16 protein-coding genes are annotated in these 17,717 nt (G+C 35.6%); 4 read left to right on the top strand and 12 right to left on the bottom strand.

From position 1 onward, the window contains the following. The first annotated feature begins 15 nt into the window (after positions 1–15). Positions 16–1,014, top strand: coding sequence for a tetraacyldisaccharide 4'-kinase (lpxK, locus tag DDY94_RS00345; protein WP_111682042.1), 999 nt, complete (start codon positions 16–18; stop codon positions 1,012–1,014). Here the strand turns inward: lpxK and DDY94_RS00340 are convergent. The 7 genes from DDY94_RS00340 to DDY94_RS00310 all read right to left on the bottom strand — a co-directional run bounded on the left by DDY94_RS00340 (position 1,011) and on the right by DDY94_RS00310 (position 8,318). Beyond that, positions 1,011–3,149 carry an ATP-binding protein gene (locus tag DDY94_RS00340; protein WP_232817788.1) on the bottom strand — a complete coding sequence of 713 codons (2,139 nt, stop codon included), beginning with the start codon at positions 3,147–3,149 and terminating at the stop codon, positions 1,011–1,013. The two genes, lpxK and DDY94_RS00340, sit on opposite strands and share 4 nt — an antisense overlap. A gap of 128 nt (positions 3,150–3,277) precedes the next feature. After that, on the bottom strand, positions 3,278–4,294 hold the full coding sequence (gene gap / locus DDY94_RS00335) for a type I glyceraldehyde-3-phosphate dehydrogenase (RefSeq protein ID WP_111682040.1): 1,017 nt from the start codon (positions 4,292–4,294) through the stop codon (positions 3,278–3,280). Next, positions 4,294–5,166, bottom strand: coding sequence for a lipoyl synthase (lipA, locus tag DDY94_RS00330; RefSeq protein ID WP_111682039.1), 873 nt, complete (start codon positions 5,164–5,166; stop codon positions 4,294–4,296). Before lipA ends, gap begins: the two co-directional genes overlap by 1 nt. Positions 5,167–5,206: 40 nt before the next feature. Then, positions 5,207–6,460 (bottom strand): NRAMP family divalent metal transporter, encoded by a 1,254-nt coding sequence (locus tag DDY94_RS00325; protein WP_111682038.1) that lies wholly within the window; start codon positions 6,458–6,460, stop codon positions 5,207–5,209. Continuing rightward, the gene (locus DDY94_RS00320) at positions 6,460–7,005 is read right to left on the bottom strand and encodes an RNA polymerase sigma factor (RefSeq protein ID WP_111682037.1); all 546 of its coding nucleotides are present in this window, start codon (positions 7,003–7,005) and stop codon (positions 6,460–6,462) included. Before DDY94_RS00320 ends, DDY94_RS00325 begins: the two co-directional genes overlap by 1 nt. Further along, complete coding sequence (locus DDY94_RS00315; RefSeq protein WP_111682036.1) at positions 6,996–8,108, bottom strand: glycosyltransferase; 1,113 nt, start codon at positions 8,106–8,108, stop codon at positions 6,996–6,998. Before DDY94_RS00315 ends, DDY94_RS00320 begins: the two co-directional genes overlap by 10 nt. Positions 8,109–8,114: 6 nt before the next feature. Next, entirely contained in the window at positions 8,115–8,318 is a 204-nt protein-coding gene (locus tag DDY94_RS00310) for a membrane or secreted protein (protein WP_111682035.1), read from the bottom strand. Between the two features lie 132 nt (positions 8,319–8,450). Here DDY94_RS00310 and aqpZ point away from each other — a divergent pair, with 132 nt between their 5' ends. Then, the gene (aqpZ, locus tag DDY94_RS00305) at positions 8,451–9,137 is read left to right on the top strand and encodes an aquaporin Z (RefSeq protein ID WP_111682034.1); all 687 of its coding nucleotides are present in this window, start codon (positions 8,451–8,453) and stop codon (positions 9,135–9,137) included. A 57-nt stretch (positions 9,138–9,194) separates the two neighbouring features. Here aqpZ and DDY94_RS00300 read toward each other — a convergent pair whose 3' ends face one another. The 4 genes from DDY94_RS00300 to DDY94_RS00285 all read right to left on the bottom strand — a co-directional run bounded on the left by DDY94_RS00300 (position 9,195) and on the right by DDY94_RS00285 (position 12,844). After that, on the bottom strand, positions 9,195–9,989 hold the full coding sequence (locus DDY94_RS00300; protein ID WP_111682033.1) for an anti-sigma factor: 795 nt from the start codon (positions 9,987–9,989) through the stop codon (positions 9,195–9,197). A 10-nt stretch (positions 9,990–9,999) separates the two neighbouring features. Then, positions 10,000–10,533, bottom strand: coding sequence for an RNA polymerase sigma factor (locus tag DDY94_RS00295; RefSeq protein ID WP_111682032.1), 534 nt, complete (start codon positions 10,531–10,533; stop codon positions 10,000–10,002). A 110-nt stretch (positions 10,534–10,643) separates the two neighbouring features. Further along, complete coding sequence (gene murB / locus DDY94_RS00290; RefSeq protein ID WP_111682031.1) at positions 10,644–11,654, bottom strand: UDP-N-acetylmuramate dehydrogenase; 1,011 nt, start codon at positions 11,652–11,654, stop codon at positions 10,644–10,646. After that, a complete protein-coding gene (locus DDY94_RS00285) occupies positions 11,654–12,844 on the bottom strand; it encodes a pyridoxal phosphate-dependent aminotransferase (protein ID WP_111682030.1) in 1,191 nt (396 codons plus the stop codon). Before DDY94_RS00285 ends, murB begins: the two co-directional genes overlap by 1 nt. A 114-nt stretch (positions 12,845–12,958) precedes the next feature. Between DDY94_RS00285 and DDY94_RS00280 the strand changes: the two genes are divergently transcribed. Next, on the top strand, positions 12,959–14,314 hold the full coding sequence (locus DDY94_RS00280) for an aspartyl protease family protein (RefSeq protein WP_111682029.1): 1,356 nt from the start codon (positions 12,959–12,961) through the stop codon (positions 14,312–14,314). A gap of 32 nt (positions 14,315–14,346) precedes the next feature. On the opposite strand, the gene DDY94_RS00275 is transcribed toward DDY94_RS00280, so the two are convergent. After that, a complete protein-coding gene (locus tag DDY94_RS00275) occupies positions 14,347–14,775 on the bottom strand; it encodes a DUF1573 domain-containing protein (RefSeq protein WP_111682491.1) in 429 nt (142 codons plus the stop codon). A 185-nt stretch (positions 14,776–14,960) separates the two neighbouring features. Here DDY94_RS00275 and DDY94_RS00270 point away from each other — a divergent pair, with 185 nt between their 5' ends. Then, entirely contained in the window at positions 14,961–17,594 is a 2,634-nt protein-coding gene (locus DDY94_RS00270) for a valine--tRNA ligase (RefSeq protein ID WP_111682028.1), read from the top strand. Positions 17,595–17,717: the final 123 nt, after the last annotated feature.

Here is a 17,717-nt window from a genome sequence, read left to right as displayed (position 1 = left end):
TATATTTTAGTACTCGTGAAGTTTATCCGCATCATATTGTTTCCTATTGTGCCCATATACTATGTAGTAACATGGCTGAGGAATTACTTATATGATAGAGGCATAATGGCTTCAAAATCTTATGAAACTCCAGTTATATGTATTGGGAACCTGAGTACAGGTGGAACTGGAAAAACACCAACCATTGAATATTTAATTCGACTTTTAAAGGATAAAAAATCTGTTGCGACGCTAAGTAGAGGATATAAGCGTATTACCGAAGGATTTATTTTAGCTGATGATGAGGCTACAGCTGATACCATTGGTGATGAGCCCTTTCAATTTTTTAGAAAGTTTGAGGGAATTAAAGTGGCAGTTGACGGAGATCGTCAGAATGGTATAGAACAACTAATAGCATTAAAGGAAAAACCAGAGGTTATTCTTCTTGATGATGCTTATCAGCATCGAAGAGTAAAGCCAGGCATGAATATTTTATTGACAGCCTATTATAATTTATACTCTAAAGATATAGTTCTGCCCACAGGAAATTTGCGCGAACCTCGATCGGGTGCAAAACGTGCCGATATTATTGTTGTAACTAAATGTCCGGTTGATTTATCAGATGAGGAAAAGGAAAGAATTGCTTCAAAACTAAAAATTAAATCAGAGCAAAAACTTTTCTTCAGTCACATAGCTTATGCTGAAGAATTTATTTCGAAACAAGGGAAATTGGCATTGCGAACTTTGCCGAATTTCACATTGGTAACAGGTATTGCCAATGCAAAACCATTGGTTGAATTTTTAGAAAAGAAAAACCTGAAATTCAATCATATTGAATACCCTGATCACTACAGTTTTAAACCAAGTGATGTTGAAATGTTATCTAAAAAGGGTTTGTTGGTTACTACTGAGAAGGATTATGTACGCTTGTCTCATCATGAAAATTTAGAGCCTAACTTATACTATCTTCCAATTGAAATGGCCATGGATAAACCAGAGGATTTCAATGCGCTGATTGAGCAATATGTGGGTTAAAAGAAACTTGAAACAACACCTTTACCAGAAAGCACATCGTAAAGTTTACCTTCAAAATCTTCCTGTTTAAATGGTTTAGAAATGATATCATTAAATCCGGCTTCACCAAATTCATGCATTTTATCTTCTAAAGTAACTGCGGTTAGAGCAAAGATGACAAGTTCTTTATCAAATGTTCTAATGATCTTAGTGGCTTCAAGACCACTTATTCCTGGCATATGAATATCCATTAGTACCACATTGTAGCTCGTAGATTTAACTTGCTCTACTGCGGCTTCTCCGTTATCAACAACATCACAATAAAGCCCCATTTTATTGAGGATCTTCTTGGTGATCATTTGATTGATCTTGTTGTCTTCAACGACTAAAATTTTAACGTCACTTAGATCTAATTCTCCCATCTTATTAGATTGTTTGGTTTCTTCTACTTTAGGTGCTTCAACTTTTTCAGCTTTCTCTAAAGGAATTTCAAAGAAGAAGGTTGTGCCTTTGCCAAGTTCACTCTTCAAGTAGATTTTTCCTTTTAGAATTTTGATAAGTCCTTTTACAATAGATAAACCAAGACCAGTACCACCGTATTTTCGGTTAATTTGTACAGACCCTTGAGAGAAACTCTCAAACATCTCATCTTGTTTTTCTTTCGTAATACCAATACCATTATCTTCAATTTCGAAGCGTAAGCGATACATATCATCTTTCTGATCGATCTTGTACGCTCTCACCCAGATGTCTCCATCTTTCGTGAATTTAATAGCATTTCCTAGTAGGTTAATTAAGATTTGGGAGATCTTTAATTGGTCGCCATTATAAATTTCTGGCAAGCCATCTTCATAATCGAAATGTAATTCTGTACCGTTATCCTTCGCAGAATTTGAAAGGGCAGACATTACATTCTCTAATTTATTCTTCAGGTTGAAAATTTCGGGGTCGAGTTCAACTTTATTAGCTTCAATTTTATTGATCTGAAGAATATCGTTAATAAATGTCAATAAATAATCACCTGAAAACTTAAGTGATTTTAAATGCGGTACCTGGTGGTCCTTCGGATTTTCATCCAATAACATATTTGTTAAACCAGTAACCGCATAAAGGGGTGTACGAAGCTCGTGAGTCACCGTCGATAAAAAGTTGGCTTTAGTCTTAGAAGCAAGTTCCGCTTTTTCTTTTGCAACAATAAGCTCATCATTTTTCTTGTGAAGCATGTTGTTGGTCTTCAGCCTAATATTGTTGTTTTTATACAATGACAAAGTAAGCAGTGACAAGATTGTAATAAGTGCAATACTTAAAATTGTTGTAATTCTTGTAAAGTTACTTTCGGCATTTACTTCTTCAATTTGCTCAATAAGTTGCGCTTTTTCGGCGTCTTTATACTTATTAATGGATTGGCTTGTCATGCCAGGAGCCAAGCTTTCGCGCTTAATATCTAAGAGCGAATCTGATAGTCTTATATGCTTAGTAATGTAGTCGTAAGAGTTTTTATAATCACCTCGCGCTTTATGAATATCGCTTAAGGTTAAGTAAGCTTCATTTGTATTTTCAAGATGGTTGTATGCCTTAGCAATGACTAGACCTTCTTCTACTTGCGTCAGAGCCAATTCATTGTTGTTAAGAGCGCTCGAAACTTTACCACTTTGGATCAGCGCACTACTCAATAGGCGTCGCTGCTCATACTTTTTTGATAATATGATGGTTTTTTCTAAATGGGCTTTTGCTTCTTCATAACGCTGTAGCGCAATATACGCTTTGGCTTCATTGAGTGTAACTTCAGAAATATATTCTTCAAGATCTTCTTGCTCGTATAAGTTTTTAGCAGAATTATAATATTCTAAGGCATCTTCGTATTCCTTTTTAGTATTATGAATAACACCTTTAATATTGTAGGCTACGGCAAGATTAGCATAGTCATTATTTTCCCTTTGAAGTTGTATAGCTGTGTTCAGTGATACATAGGCATTATCAGTTTCACCAACGAGATATCTTACCTTGGCGATCTTTGTATGGATAATTCCTTGATTCTTTTTGTCGTTGATTTTTTCGGCAATCTCTAAAGCATTTTCAAGATTTCCTAAGGCGTCGTAATAGTCACCACGATCACTTTCTAATTTCGCTTGATTGATCCGCTCTTGTAGCCTCATAGTCAGCATGTCTGTATCTTCAATCCCATCTTGTTGGGCGAAAATCAGACTACAAAAACACGCTAAAAAAACAAATATGTAATATTTGATTCGGGACATTTCAGCTCTCTTTATAAGAACAAATATAATTATTTATTCGACAAAAGTGCTTTTTTATCCGATAAATTGCAAATTAAATCTAAAATTCTTGAGCTATAACCACTTTCGTTATCGTACCAACCTAGTATTTTCACCATGTTGCCGATAACGGAGGTCATTTGAGAATCGAAAATGCAAGAATGTCGATTTCCTACGATATCAATAGAAACTATCGGGTCCTCGGTATATTGCAAAATGCCTTTTAAATATGTTTCGGAGGCATTTTTGAAAAGCGCATTAACTTCAGCAATTGTGGTGCTTTGCTTAATATTTATGGTCATATCTGTAAGTGAACCATTTGCTACTGGTACTCGTATTCCACAACCTCCAATTACCTCTGATAGGTCTGGAAATATTTTAGTAAGCGCTTTTGCTGCACCTGTAGTTGTTGGTACTATCGATTGTCCGGCTGCACGTGCACGTCTCAAATCTCTATGAGGTTGATCGTGTAAACTTTGGTCTGTTGTATAGGAATGAACAGTTGTAATATAAGCTTGCTTGATCCCAAAATGTTCTCTAATTAAGGCCATCATTGGTGCCGCATTATTAGTGGTGCATGAGGCATTAGAGAGAATGGTTTCAGTACCATCTAGTGTATGATCGTTAACCCCTAAAACAATGGTTTTTATGTCATCTTCTAACGGTGGAACGGATAAAATTACCTGTGTTGCTCCGTTTTTTATATGGTGTTGAAGTTCGTTCTTTGATTTAAATTTACCAGTAGCCTCAATTACAAAATCAGGATTTACAGTGGTCCAATTAATCGATTTTGGATGCGATTCGTTATATAAAGGAATAGCCTCGCCATTCACAATAATATGATGATTATCTGCTGCGATGTTGAGGTCTAATACACCATGAATACTATCGTATTTGAGTAAATGACTCAAAGTTTTTGAATCTGCAAGATCGTTAATAGCAACAATTTGGATCTGCGGATGTTGAAGTGCTAATCTGAAGACACGGCGACCAATTCTACCAAATCCATTTATGGCAACCTTAATCATTAATTGATATGTTTTTGTGCCTTGTAAGATGATCTCACAAGTGCACTACTTTCCACATGTCTAAATCCAAGGTTTAAACCAATCTCTTTGTATTCTTCAAATTCATCTGGATTGATAAAGCGTTGAACCGGCAGGTGTTTTTTACTGGGTTGAAGATACTGCCCAATCGTTACCACATCAACATCATTTTCTCTCAAGTCGTGTAAAGTTTCTATGACTTCTTCTCGGGCTTCACCTAATCCAAGCATAATTCCAGACTTAGTTCTACGTTGTCCCTGTTGTTTTAAATATTTCAAAACACCCATACTGCGATCGTATTTCGCCTGAATTCTCACCTCGCGTGTTAATCGTCTAACCGTTTCAATATTATGAGAAACTACTTCTGGTGCAACTTCTATAATTCTATCAATATGGCGTTCTATCCCTTGAAAATCTGGGATAAGTGTTTCGAGGGTTGTTTCCGGATTCATTCTGCGAACAGCTTTCACAGTTTCTGCCCACATAATGCTACCCATATCTTTCAGGTCATCTCTGTCAACACTTGTTAAAACTGCATGTTTGATCTGCATGATCTTAATAGAACGAGCTACTTTTTCAGGTTCATCCCAATCAACAGTTTCTGGTCTACCGGTTTTTACACCACAAAAGCCACACGAGCGTGTACAGATATTACCTAAGATCATAAATGTAGCTGTACCTTCGCCCCAACATTCACCCATGTTAGGACAACTTCCAGAAGTACAAATTGTATTGAGCTTGTACTTATCAACAAGACTTCGGAGTTCGGTATATTTTTTACCTGTTGGTAATTTTACGCGTAACCATTTCGGTTTGCGTTCTGGTAAAATATTTGAAGCTACTTTCGTTTCCATTCATTTCCTTTTTCAGTTAGCAAAGATACGAAGTAAATAATTAAAATTGTTGCAACATTGTAATGTACCAAATGCTAAATCCTATCAAAAATAAAATCCCTGCCCACGATAGTATATGAAGGATTATACTTGGCCTCCAGGCCTCTGGTGTATGCTTACTTGAAATTAGTTTGTAATTGATTATTGCGTAGAAAGGCGCCGTTACGAATGATAAAATGGTAGCAATTTTAATGAGTAATCCCATTTCTGATGCAAATGCAAAAAAGATGAGCACAGTACCTATTGCGAGAATAAATATCCAGATGAGATATCCATATTTGTGTGTTTTATTGAAAAGTATCTCCAAAGACCTCGACATTACTCGTGGTGAGGCATCTAATGTTGTGATGGTGGTGCTAAACATGGTGGTGAATGCCGCAATACCAATAAGAATATAAGCCCAATTGCCTAAACTTTTTGTGTACAAGTCAATTAATTGGTTAGAAAATTCACCAGCCTTTGCACTGAAGGATTCACCTGTATTGAACATCACAAAATACCCTAAACACACAAATGAAATTCCAAGAATAATTGCGCCGATATACCCAATATTGAAATCGAGTAAGGCATTTTTAGGCGTAAAGCTAGCTTCGTCTTTTTTCTTTTCTATTGCCCAAATAGAATGCCATACTGAAATATCTAAAGGTGCAGGCATCCAACCCATAAATGCAATTAAAAAAACAATTTCAACTTTACTTTCAGGAAAGACCTGAACATAATTAATGGGCGCTTCAAACTCCGTAAAAGCAAAATAAACGGCCACCAAAGTACTAATGGTGAGAATCACAATAATTACTTTGATCAGTTTATCTAAAGTACTATACTTTCCGACGAAAAGAATAAATAGACAAAGACTAAGTATAATGATCGTCCATAGTTCTACACTACTAATGCTTTCTATTCCGAAGTTCAAAAAACTAATATCTCCAAAGAGCGAGTTTGCTAATCCGGCTGTGACAATTGTGACGGCCGTTTGAATGGTGAACATCACCGCTAAATTGAGAATAAAGTAAGTGATTAAAATTCCTTTACCGAGCTTGTGATAGCCTTCCAATAAGCTTTCACCAGTTGCCGAGGCATATCTTGGGCCATATTGAAAAAATGGGTATTTGAATAAATTCACAAGAATCAATGCCCAAATTAGCCCCAATCCGAAATCTGCACCGGCTCTCGTAGACTGCACCAAATGCGAAACACCAATTGCTGCACCAGCAAATAATAAACCTGGACCGAGCTTTTTTAATTGTGAAAACATTAGGCTTTTGTGATAATGGCAGCTAAGAGTTTCTTTGCCCTCAGCAGTTTTACCTTGACATTATTAATGGGTTCCTTAAGTTCTTCGGAAATTTCCTTGTAGCTCAATTCCTGAAAATACCTTAGGTTGATGACTTCCTGATAATGAGGTTTTAATTTTTTTATATCTCTTAGTAGCTTGGCCAGATTCTGTTCGGTGATAATTTTATCTTCAGGACTAGGCGAATCGTCAATGATCTCGAGATAGCTGTCTTCATTGTCTTTAGAAGTATTTTGAATAGACTTCTTCTGTCTTCGAACTAAATCGATATGAATATTTTTTGAAATGGTAATCAGCCAAGTTTTAAACTTATAGTCTTCGTTATACGTACTGATCTTATCAAAAGCCCTAGAAAACGTCTGAATGGTAATATCTTCAGCGTCGTTTTCGTTTTGAGTGCGTTTTAGCTGGAAGGTGTAAACGTCGTTCCAAAAAGAATCTAATAGAAAGTTGAACGCAATCTGATCATTCTGTTTGGCTTTGTTAATTGCGTCTTTTATTTCCAATGCTTGGGTGTAGATATTAGATTAGCAATAAAGATACTTAATTGCATACTAATTAAAAATATTTCTAAAAAAGGCGCCGTAAATACTAGATTTATTTCATCGAGTTTTTTCGCTGCCATACCAAAATTTAAAAGTTGAATGATAAACCGGAATAATGCGAGTGCCAAGAGCCACTGCCAATTATATCCGAGTAAAAACAGCAAAATAGCTAATACCCAGAACAAGAGTTGTGTTATATAGAATAAACCTAATAGTAGTTTATGTTTGAATTTATAAAACGTGGAAGTACTCACATGTCGCCTTTTTTGTAAAAACCAATCTTTGAAAGTGGTTTTGGGTTCAGAAATGGTGAAACTTTCTTTAGAAATACAGATCTCAGTGTTTGATGCATCAGCTACTTCATTAATAAAGAGATCATCATCACCAGATTTTATAGCCATATGCCCATTGAAGCCATTGTTAATGAAAAAGAGTTCTTTTCTGTAAGCCATATTTCTACCAACGCCCATATATGGCATTTTTAACCTAGCAAATGAAAAGTACTGAATGGCTGTGAGTACGGTTTCAAAACGAATCAATTGGTTGAGAAGTGAAAAGCGTTTTTTAGCATAAGCGCCATAGCCCAACACAATAGCTTTCTGATTTGAAAACTTACTACTCATTTGAGCTAACCAATTTTCTGAATTAGGTTTGCAATCGGCATCAGTAAAAACAAGAAAGTCATTCGAAGCTGCCTTTATACCTAGCGTTAAGGCGTATTTTTTATTACCCCAAAACGCTTCATTGGTTTTTACATCTACAATTTTAATATTGGAATTCTCAGCTTGAAACCGCTCCATGATCTGTAGGGTTTCATCTGATGAACCATCATTTACCAGTACTAATTCAAAATTTGAATAGTTCTGGTTTAAAATTTCAAGAAGATTTCGTTCTAAGTTTTCCGCTTCATTCTTGGCGCAAATAATTACCGAAACAGGAATTTGTTTCTTAAGTTTTATTTGTTCCGTCTTGCTCGAAAAAGAAAAAAAGAAAGAGAGATAATAAATAACTTGAATACCAACAACACCTACGAATACATAGAAAAGTATTGCTGTGAAACCCATTAACAATTAAGAATGTTGAGGTTCCTTACAATCTTTGAATTGGTCGGGTGTTTTACCGCAAAAACCACAAGCTTCACCTTCTCTGTTGAGCATTGGGTTTTGACTGGCACATGTACCAGCAAATTCACCGTCTTTTTTTGCCCATAATTTAATGGCTATACCTGCAATTGCAAGGGCTAACATGCCAAGCGTAAGAAGAAGTAATTTCATAGTTTTACTAAATTTAATGCAAAGATAATGCTTTTATGTATATTTAGTATGCCTCCTGCACTGTGACTTCACCATTAATTCTTGTGTCACATAATTATTAAACATTTTTTACTAACTAATTATTTATCAATTATGAAAAAATTATTTGCTGAGTTTTTCGGGACATTTTGGCTTGTATTTGGTGGTTGCGGTAGCGCAATCTATGCTGCAGGTATACCAGATCTTGGAATCGGATTTGTAGGAGTAGCATTAGCTTTTGGTCTAACGGTCTTAACTATGGCATATGCTGTTGGTCATATTTCTGGCGGGCATTTCAATCCTGCTGTGTCAATTGGACTTTGGATCGGAGGAAAGTTTGAAGCCAAAGATCTCATCGGTTACATCCTTGCGCAGGTTGTAGGTGCAGTTGCTGCTGCGGCTGTATTGTATCTCATAGTTTCAGGTAAATCTGGATTTGAGTCTGTTGGTGGATTTGCTGCAAATGGCTATGACGACCTTTCACCTGATGGTTATAACATGATGTCAGCACTAGTCGCAGAAATTGTATTAACTGCGTTTTTCTTATTAGTGATTTTAGGAAGTACAAATGCGAGAGCTCCTAAAGGTTTTGCGCCTATTGCTATTGGTTTGGCTTTAACCCTAATTCACTTAATTAGTATACCAATAACAAATACTTCAGTTAACCCTGCAAGGTCATTAAGCCAGGCTTTATTTGCTGATGGCGCTTATATGTCTCAAGTTTGGTTGTTCTGGGTGGCGCCAATTGCAGGTGCCATTATCGGCGGTATTATTCATAAGGCTTTATTCGAGAAAGAATAATTCTCAAAAATAAAAAAGGCACCGATTAAGGTGCCTTTTTTATGTAGTTGAATTTGATTATTCGTTTTCTTTCAAGGAGATCTCGGCTACTTCAGTATTATTTTCGTTGGTTTCTTCTCCATCTTTTCCAATTTTAATACTTAAGGCAAGAGCGTCTTCCATGTAAGGAATTTGCTTGAGCTTGCGATTTGATTCGTCTAAAATGCCCAAATTAACCATACGGTCCTGAAGTTCAGCCCATATCTGGTAATGCTGATCTTCTGGGAGCTGAGGAAGTGTAATAACATCGATCATTGATGTTTTTTCAACAGGGTTAATATAGGCTACAGTTTTTAAACTCTTGTAGCGTTCGTTACCATTGATTACGTATTTCCGAGCATCAGGATGATTCAATTTATTGAGCTCCGCTGACAATTCATCAAGTTTAGCATTGTTCTTTTCAATATCACTTCTGAGGTCAAAGATCTCTTCAACAACAACATTGTTTTCGTCCATTAAACCTTTGTTTTTCTGATATAAAAAGAAAGATGATACTGCAAATAAAACAGCAGCAGCTGTAGCAGCAATACTATACCATGGTGTTTTCTTGTTTTGAACTAACTGAATAACTTTTGTTTCGTTAGTTTCATCTAAAGCATTCAAGATATTACCCAAAACATGATTTGGAACATCAACTGCACCGGCCTTGGCAATTAAATCTAAATTATTCTGAAGTTTTTCATAGGCCTCAGCCGCTTCAGGATAATTAGATATGAAAAATTCTACCTCCTTAGTTTCATCATAGGAAGCTTCACCTACCAAATATTTATTGAGTAGGTTAGAATTTAAAAAGCTATGTAATTTTGTTTCCATATAAATTCATTTATGGATCGTAAACTTTTTTAAGTTCTCGTAATCCTATTTTTAATCTCGACTTAATCGTACCCAGCGGAATGTCTAATTCATCACTAGCTTCTTGCTGTGTCATGCCCTGAAAAAACAAGGCGTCGAGGACAATTTGGTACTTTTCTTCTAATCGACCAACGTGCTCCTTAATATCCAAAACATCTTGGTTTAAATTACTTGATGGTAAGATATATACGTTAGAAGTGTCGATTTGGACTTCCTTCTGAAAGCGATTATTATAACTACGCAATTTATCTATAGCCGTATTACGAGCTATCCGGAACAACCATGTGAATAATTTAGCTTTGCTCGGATCGTATTTATGCGCATTTTTCCACACTTTAATAAAGGTTTCTTGCAATGCATCTTCAGCTATTTCCTCATTAATTGTGATCTTTAAAATTACACCGTATAAGCTATTAGAATAGTTCTCGTAAAGTAGATTTAAAGCGCGTTTATCACCCTTTTCAAGTAAATCAATAATTTTTTGCTCTGTTGGTGTAATGCTCAAAATAGGAAGTCGCTTTTGTAATTTTTAAAATTTAGAAAACTATTTATTAGGGTAAATATACTATAATACAAAAGAAACAAAAGGACTTAACTTAAAAGCCTTACGACTTGTTAAATTATATTCACTTCGGTTTCTATGGTAATATCAAAAATTCGTTTTACCGTTTTTTGAATTAATAGTGCTAAATCATATATATCGCTGCCTTTAGCACCGCCATAATTAACTAAAACCAATGCCTGTTTATTGTGTACGCCATAGTTATTGAAGCGCTTCCCTTTAAAGCCAGCTTTTTCAATGAGCCATCCTGAGGGTACTTTTACAAGGTCTTCTGAAACGCTGTAAGACGGCACTTTCGGGAAGTTTTCTTGTAGCTTTTGAAATTGTAATTTGCTTATAACTGGATTTTTGAAAAAACTACCGCTATTACCAATTTCGTTTGGGTCGGGGAGCTTGCTTTGTCTAATGGCAATGACTGCATTTGAAATATCACGGATTGATGGTGAATCAATATTGGAATCTTTTAGCTGCTGCTTAATGGCACCATAATCTGTATGAAGCTTGTGGTTCGTTTTGGTTAATTTGAAGGTAACACTTGTAATAATATATTGACCTTTTAAATCTTGTTTGAAAATAGATTCTCTATAGCCAAACTGACAATCTTCCTTAGTGAAGGTTACTGATTCTTGATCTTTAATTCTTATGGTTTCACAACTCACAAAAACGTCCTTAAGCTCAACACCATAAGCACCAATATTTTGAATAGGTGCTGTACCTACATTTCCGGGGATCAACGACAGATTTTCAATACCGCCATAATTATGATCAAGACACCAAAGTACAAACTCATGCCAATTTTCACCGGCCATTGCTTTAATTAGGACGGTTTCATTTGTTTCTTCGACAACTTCAATTCCCTTAATATTAATATGCAATACCAGGGCTTCAATATTTTTGGTGAGTAGCATATTACTTCCACCGCCCAAAACAAAAAGTGGTTGGTTTTGATGTTCGCGTAGTTGAATCTTAAGTGCTTCGACCGAAGAAATATTGCAAAATGATTTTGCATTAACATCAATACCGAAGGTGTTGTAAGGCCTTAAAGAAACGTTTTCTTCAATCATTAGTCCTTATAAACTTTTAGAGCTTCATCTAAGATTTTAATCGCTTTTTTAAGGCGCTCTTCATTCAAAACATATGCAATTCTGATTTGATTCAATCCGACACCAGGAGTGGAGTAAAACCCTGCGGCTGGTGCAACCATTACGGTGCTATTATCATAATCAAACGATTCTAACAACCACCTTGCAAAGTCATCAGAATTTTTTACAGGTAATTCTGCAATACAGTAGAAAGCTCCATTTGGTTTGGCAACCTTTACACCTGGAATATTTTCTAGTCCTTCAATAAGGATATTTCGGCGCTTTACATACTCGTTGGTTACATCGTCAAAATAACTCTGAGGTGTATCTAAGGCGGCTTCACTGGCAATCTGAGCTAGTGTTGGTGGGCTTAAACGTGCCTGTGCAAATTTTAAAGCTGTACTTATAACCTCTTTATTTTTTGAAACTAAATAACCAATTCTAGCGCCACACATACTGTAACGTTTTGAAACAGAATCCACAACGATAGCGTGTTCTTCTAGTCCTGCTTCTTCAAGAATTGAGTAATGTGAAATACCGTCGTACACAAATTCTCTATAAACTTCGTCTGCAATAAGGAATAGATCGTGTTTCTTAACAATTGCTGCTAGTTTTTTTATTTCCTCTTTTGAATACAAATAACCTGTTGGGTTTCCTGGATTACAAATGAGGATGGCTTTTGTTTTGGGTGTGATTAATTTTTCAAATTCTTCAATTGGAGGTAATGCAAAGTTATTTTCAATCTTCGATATTACTGGAACTACATTAATCCCTGAAGCTGTTGAAAATCCATTGTAATTGGCATAAAAAGGTTCAGGAATAATGATCTCATCATCTTGGTCCATAATACTTCCGAAGGCAAACAATAAAGCCTCACTACCGCCAGTTGTTACTATGATATCGTTATGTGAAAGGGCAATGCCATTACGATCGTAATACTCAGCAATTTTCATTCTGTAAGATTCAGATCCTTCCGAACGCGAATACGCCAAAACTTCTATATTACTCGCTTTGATAGCATCGAGAGCTATGGTTGGTGTTTTTATATCGGGCTGACCAATATTGAGGTAATATACGGTCTTTCCGTTTTTATGAGCTTCTTCTGCATAGGGTACCAATTTTCGAATTGGCGATTCGGGCATTTCAAAACCTTTACTTGAGATCTTTGGCATTGTTATCGTTTTAGAATGCAAATTTCTGAAATTTCTTAAAGTTTATTAAAAAAATTACACTTTAAATACATAGTCGAATAAAGATTCGTAAATTCATTTTATATACAAAGTGTTTTGAAGTTTTTTGCACGACATATAATACTGCTCTTTTTAGGCTTATTTTCTTCTCAAATTATTGCCCAAGGAGGATTTATTTTGAATAGTAATTCTACAAGTAAAATCAATTTTGAATTTGTAAGCAACCTAATGATCATTCCTATTGAGATCAATGATGTGAAACTCTCATTTGTGTTAGATACGGGCGTGAGTAAACCTATACTTTTTAATTTGAGTAATAAAGATTCGTTAGGTCTTAAAAATGCGAAAACCTTTTATTTACATGGTTTAGGAGGTGATGGCCAGATTGAAGCATTGAAATCTGGTAATAATAAGTTTAGACTTGGTGAGGCCATCAATCCGAACCAAGACCTTTATGTGGTTTTTGATAAATCTATCGACTTTACACCACGATTGGGCGTTTTGGTTCACGGAATAATTGGCTATGATATCTTCAAGGATTTTGTGGTAGAGATTAATTATAACTCTAAGTATATCCGATTGCATAAACCAAGTGCTTTCAAGAAAAAGTCTTCAAAAAAGTGGGAAACAATTCCGATGGAGATTTACAATAAAAAACCATTTATTGAAGCTAAGGTTGATATTGATAATGATATAAAGGATATTAAATTATTAATTGATACGGGTAGTAGTGATGCACTTTGGCTGTTTGAAGACCAAGAGAAAGGTCTGATGCCTAATGATAGTTTGTTCTTTCGTGATTATTTAGGGAAAGGATTAAGTGGTTCTGTTTATGGCAAACGATCAAAGATTAAGAACTTTAATCTCAGTAATTTCAATTTGAAACAGGTTAACGTTGCTTATCCAGATTCTGCGTCAATTGTTATTGCCAAGACCTATAAAGATAGAAATGGCAGTTTAGGTGGTAACATTTTGAAGCGTTTTAATCTCTTTTTCGATTATCAGAATCAACAATTACATCTCAAGAAAAATTCTAATTTCAACGATGCTTTTACATACAATAATAGCGGTATTGTATTAGAGCATAATGGAACTATGTTTGTGAAAGAACGCATAAAATTGCCTTCAGGTAATGATTGGGGAATTCAGAATAAAAATAAATCTGTACAGATAGACTTATCGTACAATTATACCATGGTTTTAAAACCTATTTATCGTATCGTAGAATTGCGTGAGTCCTCCAACGCGTACAAAGCAGGTTTAAGAATAGGCGATATATTAATTACAATAAATGGTAAACAAGCCTACAATTTTAAGCTACCCGTGATCAATAGGACTTTACATGGAAAGACAGGAAGCACTATTAGGGTAAAGGTCGAAAGAGAAGGTAAGCCAATGTCTTTCAAGTTTAAATTAGATAATGCATTCAAAAAAAATGAGCCCTCAAATTGAGAGCTCATTATACTTTAATTAGACTGAGTTTTTTACTGCTCAATCATACTTTTTTCTTTCTTTTCTAATACACTCGATTTATCAGGGTCTACAACTAGTCCTTTAATTTTAAGTGCAACAGTTGGAGTTTCAGCATTAGAAATTACTGTAATTGTTTTTCTAATTGGGTTTACTCTATTGGTATCATATTTAACCTCAATTTCACCAGTTTCACCAGGCATAATTGGCCCTTTTGGTTTCTTTGGTACGGTACATCCACAAGTAGATTTTACACTAGAGATTATTAATGGAGCATTACCAGTATTGGTAAATACAAATGTTCTTACGCCATCCGATCCTTTTTCAATGGTTCCATAATCAATAACATCAGTCTTAAACTCAATTTTCGCTACCTTCTTTTCTTGAGCAAACGCGCCTAAACTGAAGATTCCAACAAATAAAATAACTATTAAATTTTTCATCATTTAAGTTTTTAATTGATAATCAAAACTACTTACTTTTTTAGTCTCCTCAAAATTAATTAGATGTATTACACTTCATTTAACAGTATTTAGTGCTTTTTAAGATAGAATAACCAACTAATAATTTTTCAAAAAAAGAAATATAAGTACTTTTGTCAGTTACTTAGCAAAAACAATACCAAAACATGGAAATCCCTTCTAAATATAACGCCTTGTCAGTTGAGAAAAAGTGGTATGACTACTGGATGCAGCACAACTATTTTCATTCTACTCCAGATGAAAGAGAGCCGTATACAATCGTAATTCCTCCACCAAATGTAACGGGCGTACTTCATATGGGGCATATGCTTAATAATACCATTCAAGATGTATTAATAAGACGTGCAAGGTTGTTGGGTAAAAATGCCTGTTGGGTACCAGGAACAGACCACGCGTCTATTGCGACTGAAGCAAAGGTTGTAGCCAAACTAAAATCTGAAGGAATTGACAAAAATGACCTCACTCGCGAAGAATTCTTAAAGCACGCTTGGGAATGGAAGGAAGAGTATGGCGGTGTTATTTTAGAGCAGCTTAAAAAGCTAGGATGTTCCTGCGACTGGGATCGTACTAAGTTCACTATGGATGACGATATGTCGGAAGCTGTGATCAAAGTATTTGTTGATCTCTACAATAAAGGAATGATTTACAGGGGCTACAGAATGGTAAACTGGGATCCCGAGGCCAAAACAACACTCTCTGATGAGGAAGTTGAGTATGTTGAAAAACAAGGGAAGCTCTATTATGTTAATTACAAGATCGAGGGATCAGATGATACTTTAACTATTGCAACCACGCGGCCTGAAACAATTCTTGGTGATACCGCAATTTGTATCAATCCTGAAGATCCTAGACATCAGAATTTACGAGGTAAAAAAGCAATTGTACCGATTTGTAATCGCGTAATCCCAATCATTGAGGATGATTACGTTGATGTTGAATTCGGAACAGGATGCTTAAAAGTAACCCCAGCACATGATGAAAATGATAAGGTGTTAGGTGAGAAACATCAGTTAGAAGTGATAGATATTTTTAACGAAGACGCCACACTAAATAGCTATGGACTTCACTATGAAGGGCAAGATCGATTTGTTGTTCGTAAGGGCATCGTCAAAGAACTTGAAGAACTCGGTCATATAAATAAGATCGAAGACTATAATAACCGAGTAGGAATTTCTGAACGTACTAAGGCCATCATTGAACCACGTTTGAGTGATCAGTGGTTTTTAAAAATGAAAGACCTTGCGCAGCCTGCTTTAGATTCGGTTCTTAAAACTGGTGATGTGAAGTTATTTCCTAAAAAGTTTGAAAACACATATCGCCATTGGATGGAAAACATCCGCGATTGGAATATTTCTCGTCAACTTTTCTGGGGACAGCAGATTCCTGCCTATTATTTCGGTGATGGAAAGGAAGATTTTGTAGTTGCTGAAACCATTGAAGATGCCCTGAAAATGGCTCAGGAGAGATCAGGAAATGAATCACTAAAAGTTTCAGATTTAAAACAAGATGCCGATGTTCTCGATACGTGGTTTAGTTCTTGGTTATGGCCAATGAGCGTATTCGATGGCATTCGTCATCCTGAAAACGACGAAATCAATTATTATTACCCTACTAACGATCTCGTTACAGGGCCAGATATATTATTCTTCTGGGTAGCGCGAATGATCATTGCAGGTTACGAATATAAAGGCAAACGTCCGTTTGAAAATGTGTACCTCACTGGTTTAGTGCGCGATAAGCAACGTCGTAAAATGAGTAAGCAATTAGGTAATTCTCCAGATGCACTTAAATTAATTGAAGCTTATGGTGCAGATGGTGTTAGAGTAGGCTTACTTCTCAGTTCTGCCGCTGGAAATGATCTAATGTTCGATGAAGCGTTGTGCCAGCAAGGGAAACAATTTGCTAATAAAATTTGGAATGCCTTCAGACTAGTTAAAGGTTGGAATATCGATGAAAACATCGAACAGCCCAACTCTAGCAAGATCGCTATCGATTGGTTCGAATCTAAATTCCAACAAACCATAGCTGAAATTGAAGATCATTTTAGTAAATATCGACTTAGTGACGCTTTAATGGCCACTTATAAATTGATTTGGGATGATTTTGCTTCATGGTTATTAGAAATTGTAAAGCCAGCATATCAACAGCCAATTGACAGAACAACCTACGAGGATGTGATTCGATTGTTTGAGAATAACTTAAAAATTCTTCATCCGTTTATGCCATTCTTAACTGAAGAAATATGGCAGTTTATTGAGGAGCGTTCGCCAGAAGACGCACTAATTGTGTCGGCATGGCCAGCAGCAACGGATATTAATAAAGAACTAATTGCTGAGTTCGAATTTGCTGCTGAAGTCATTTCAGGTATTAGGAATATTAGAAAGCAAAAGAACATCGCTTTTAAAGACGCCATAGATTTTTCGATAGTTAATAACGAAGGTGTAAAATCTACCTTCGATGCGGTGATTTCAAAAATGGGTAATCTTGAAAGCTATAATTATGTAAATGAAGCCGTTGAAGGTGCTCTAACGTTTCGTGTTAAATCGAATGAGTATTTCATTCCGATGGCCGGAAGTATTGACATTGAAGCTGAAATTAAAAAACTTACGGAAGAGTTAAATTACACTGAAGGTTTTTTAAGATCTGTTCAGAAAAAACTATCTAACGAACGTTTTGTAAACAATGCCCCGGAGCAAGTGGTAGCTTCTGAAAAGAAAAAAGAAGCTGATGCCTTGGCTAAAATTGAAACGATCAAAGCCAGTTTAGAAAGCCTTAATTAGTTAAAATTTCTTAAAATAATTGAAGTCAAATCTGGCTTCAAACAGTCAAATTCTTAGTATTTACCTGCTACGAAAACGTTTTCTATAAATGTTGTTTATATATATCATAAGAAACATATATAA

Origin of the sequence: Winogradskyella tangerina, from assembly GCF_003260205.1 — a bacterium.
In the GTDB taxonomy this organism is placed as follows: Bacteria; Bacteroidota; Bacteroidia; order Flavobacteriales; family Flavobacteriaceae; genus Winogradskyella; species Winogradskyella tangerina.
This window is presented reverse-complemented; position numbering and strand designations above follow the sequence as displayed.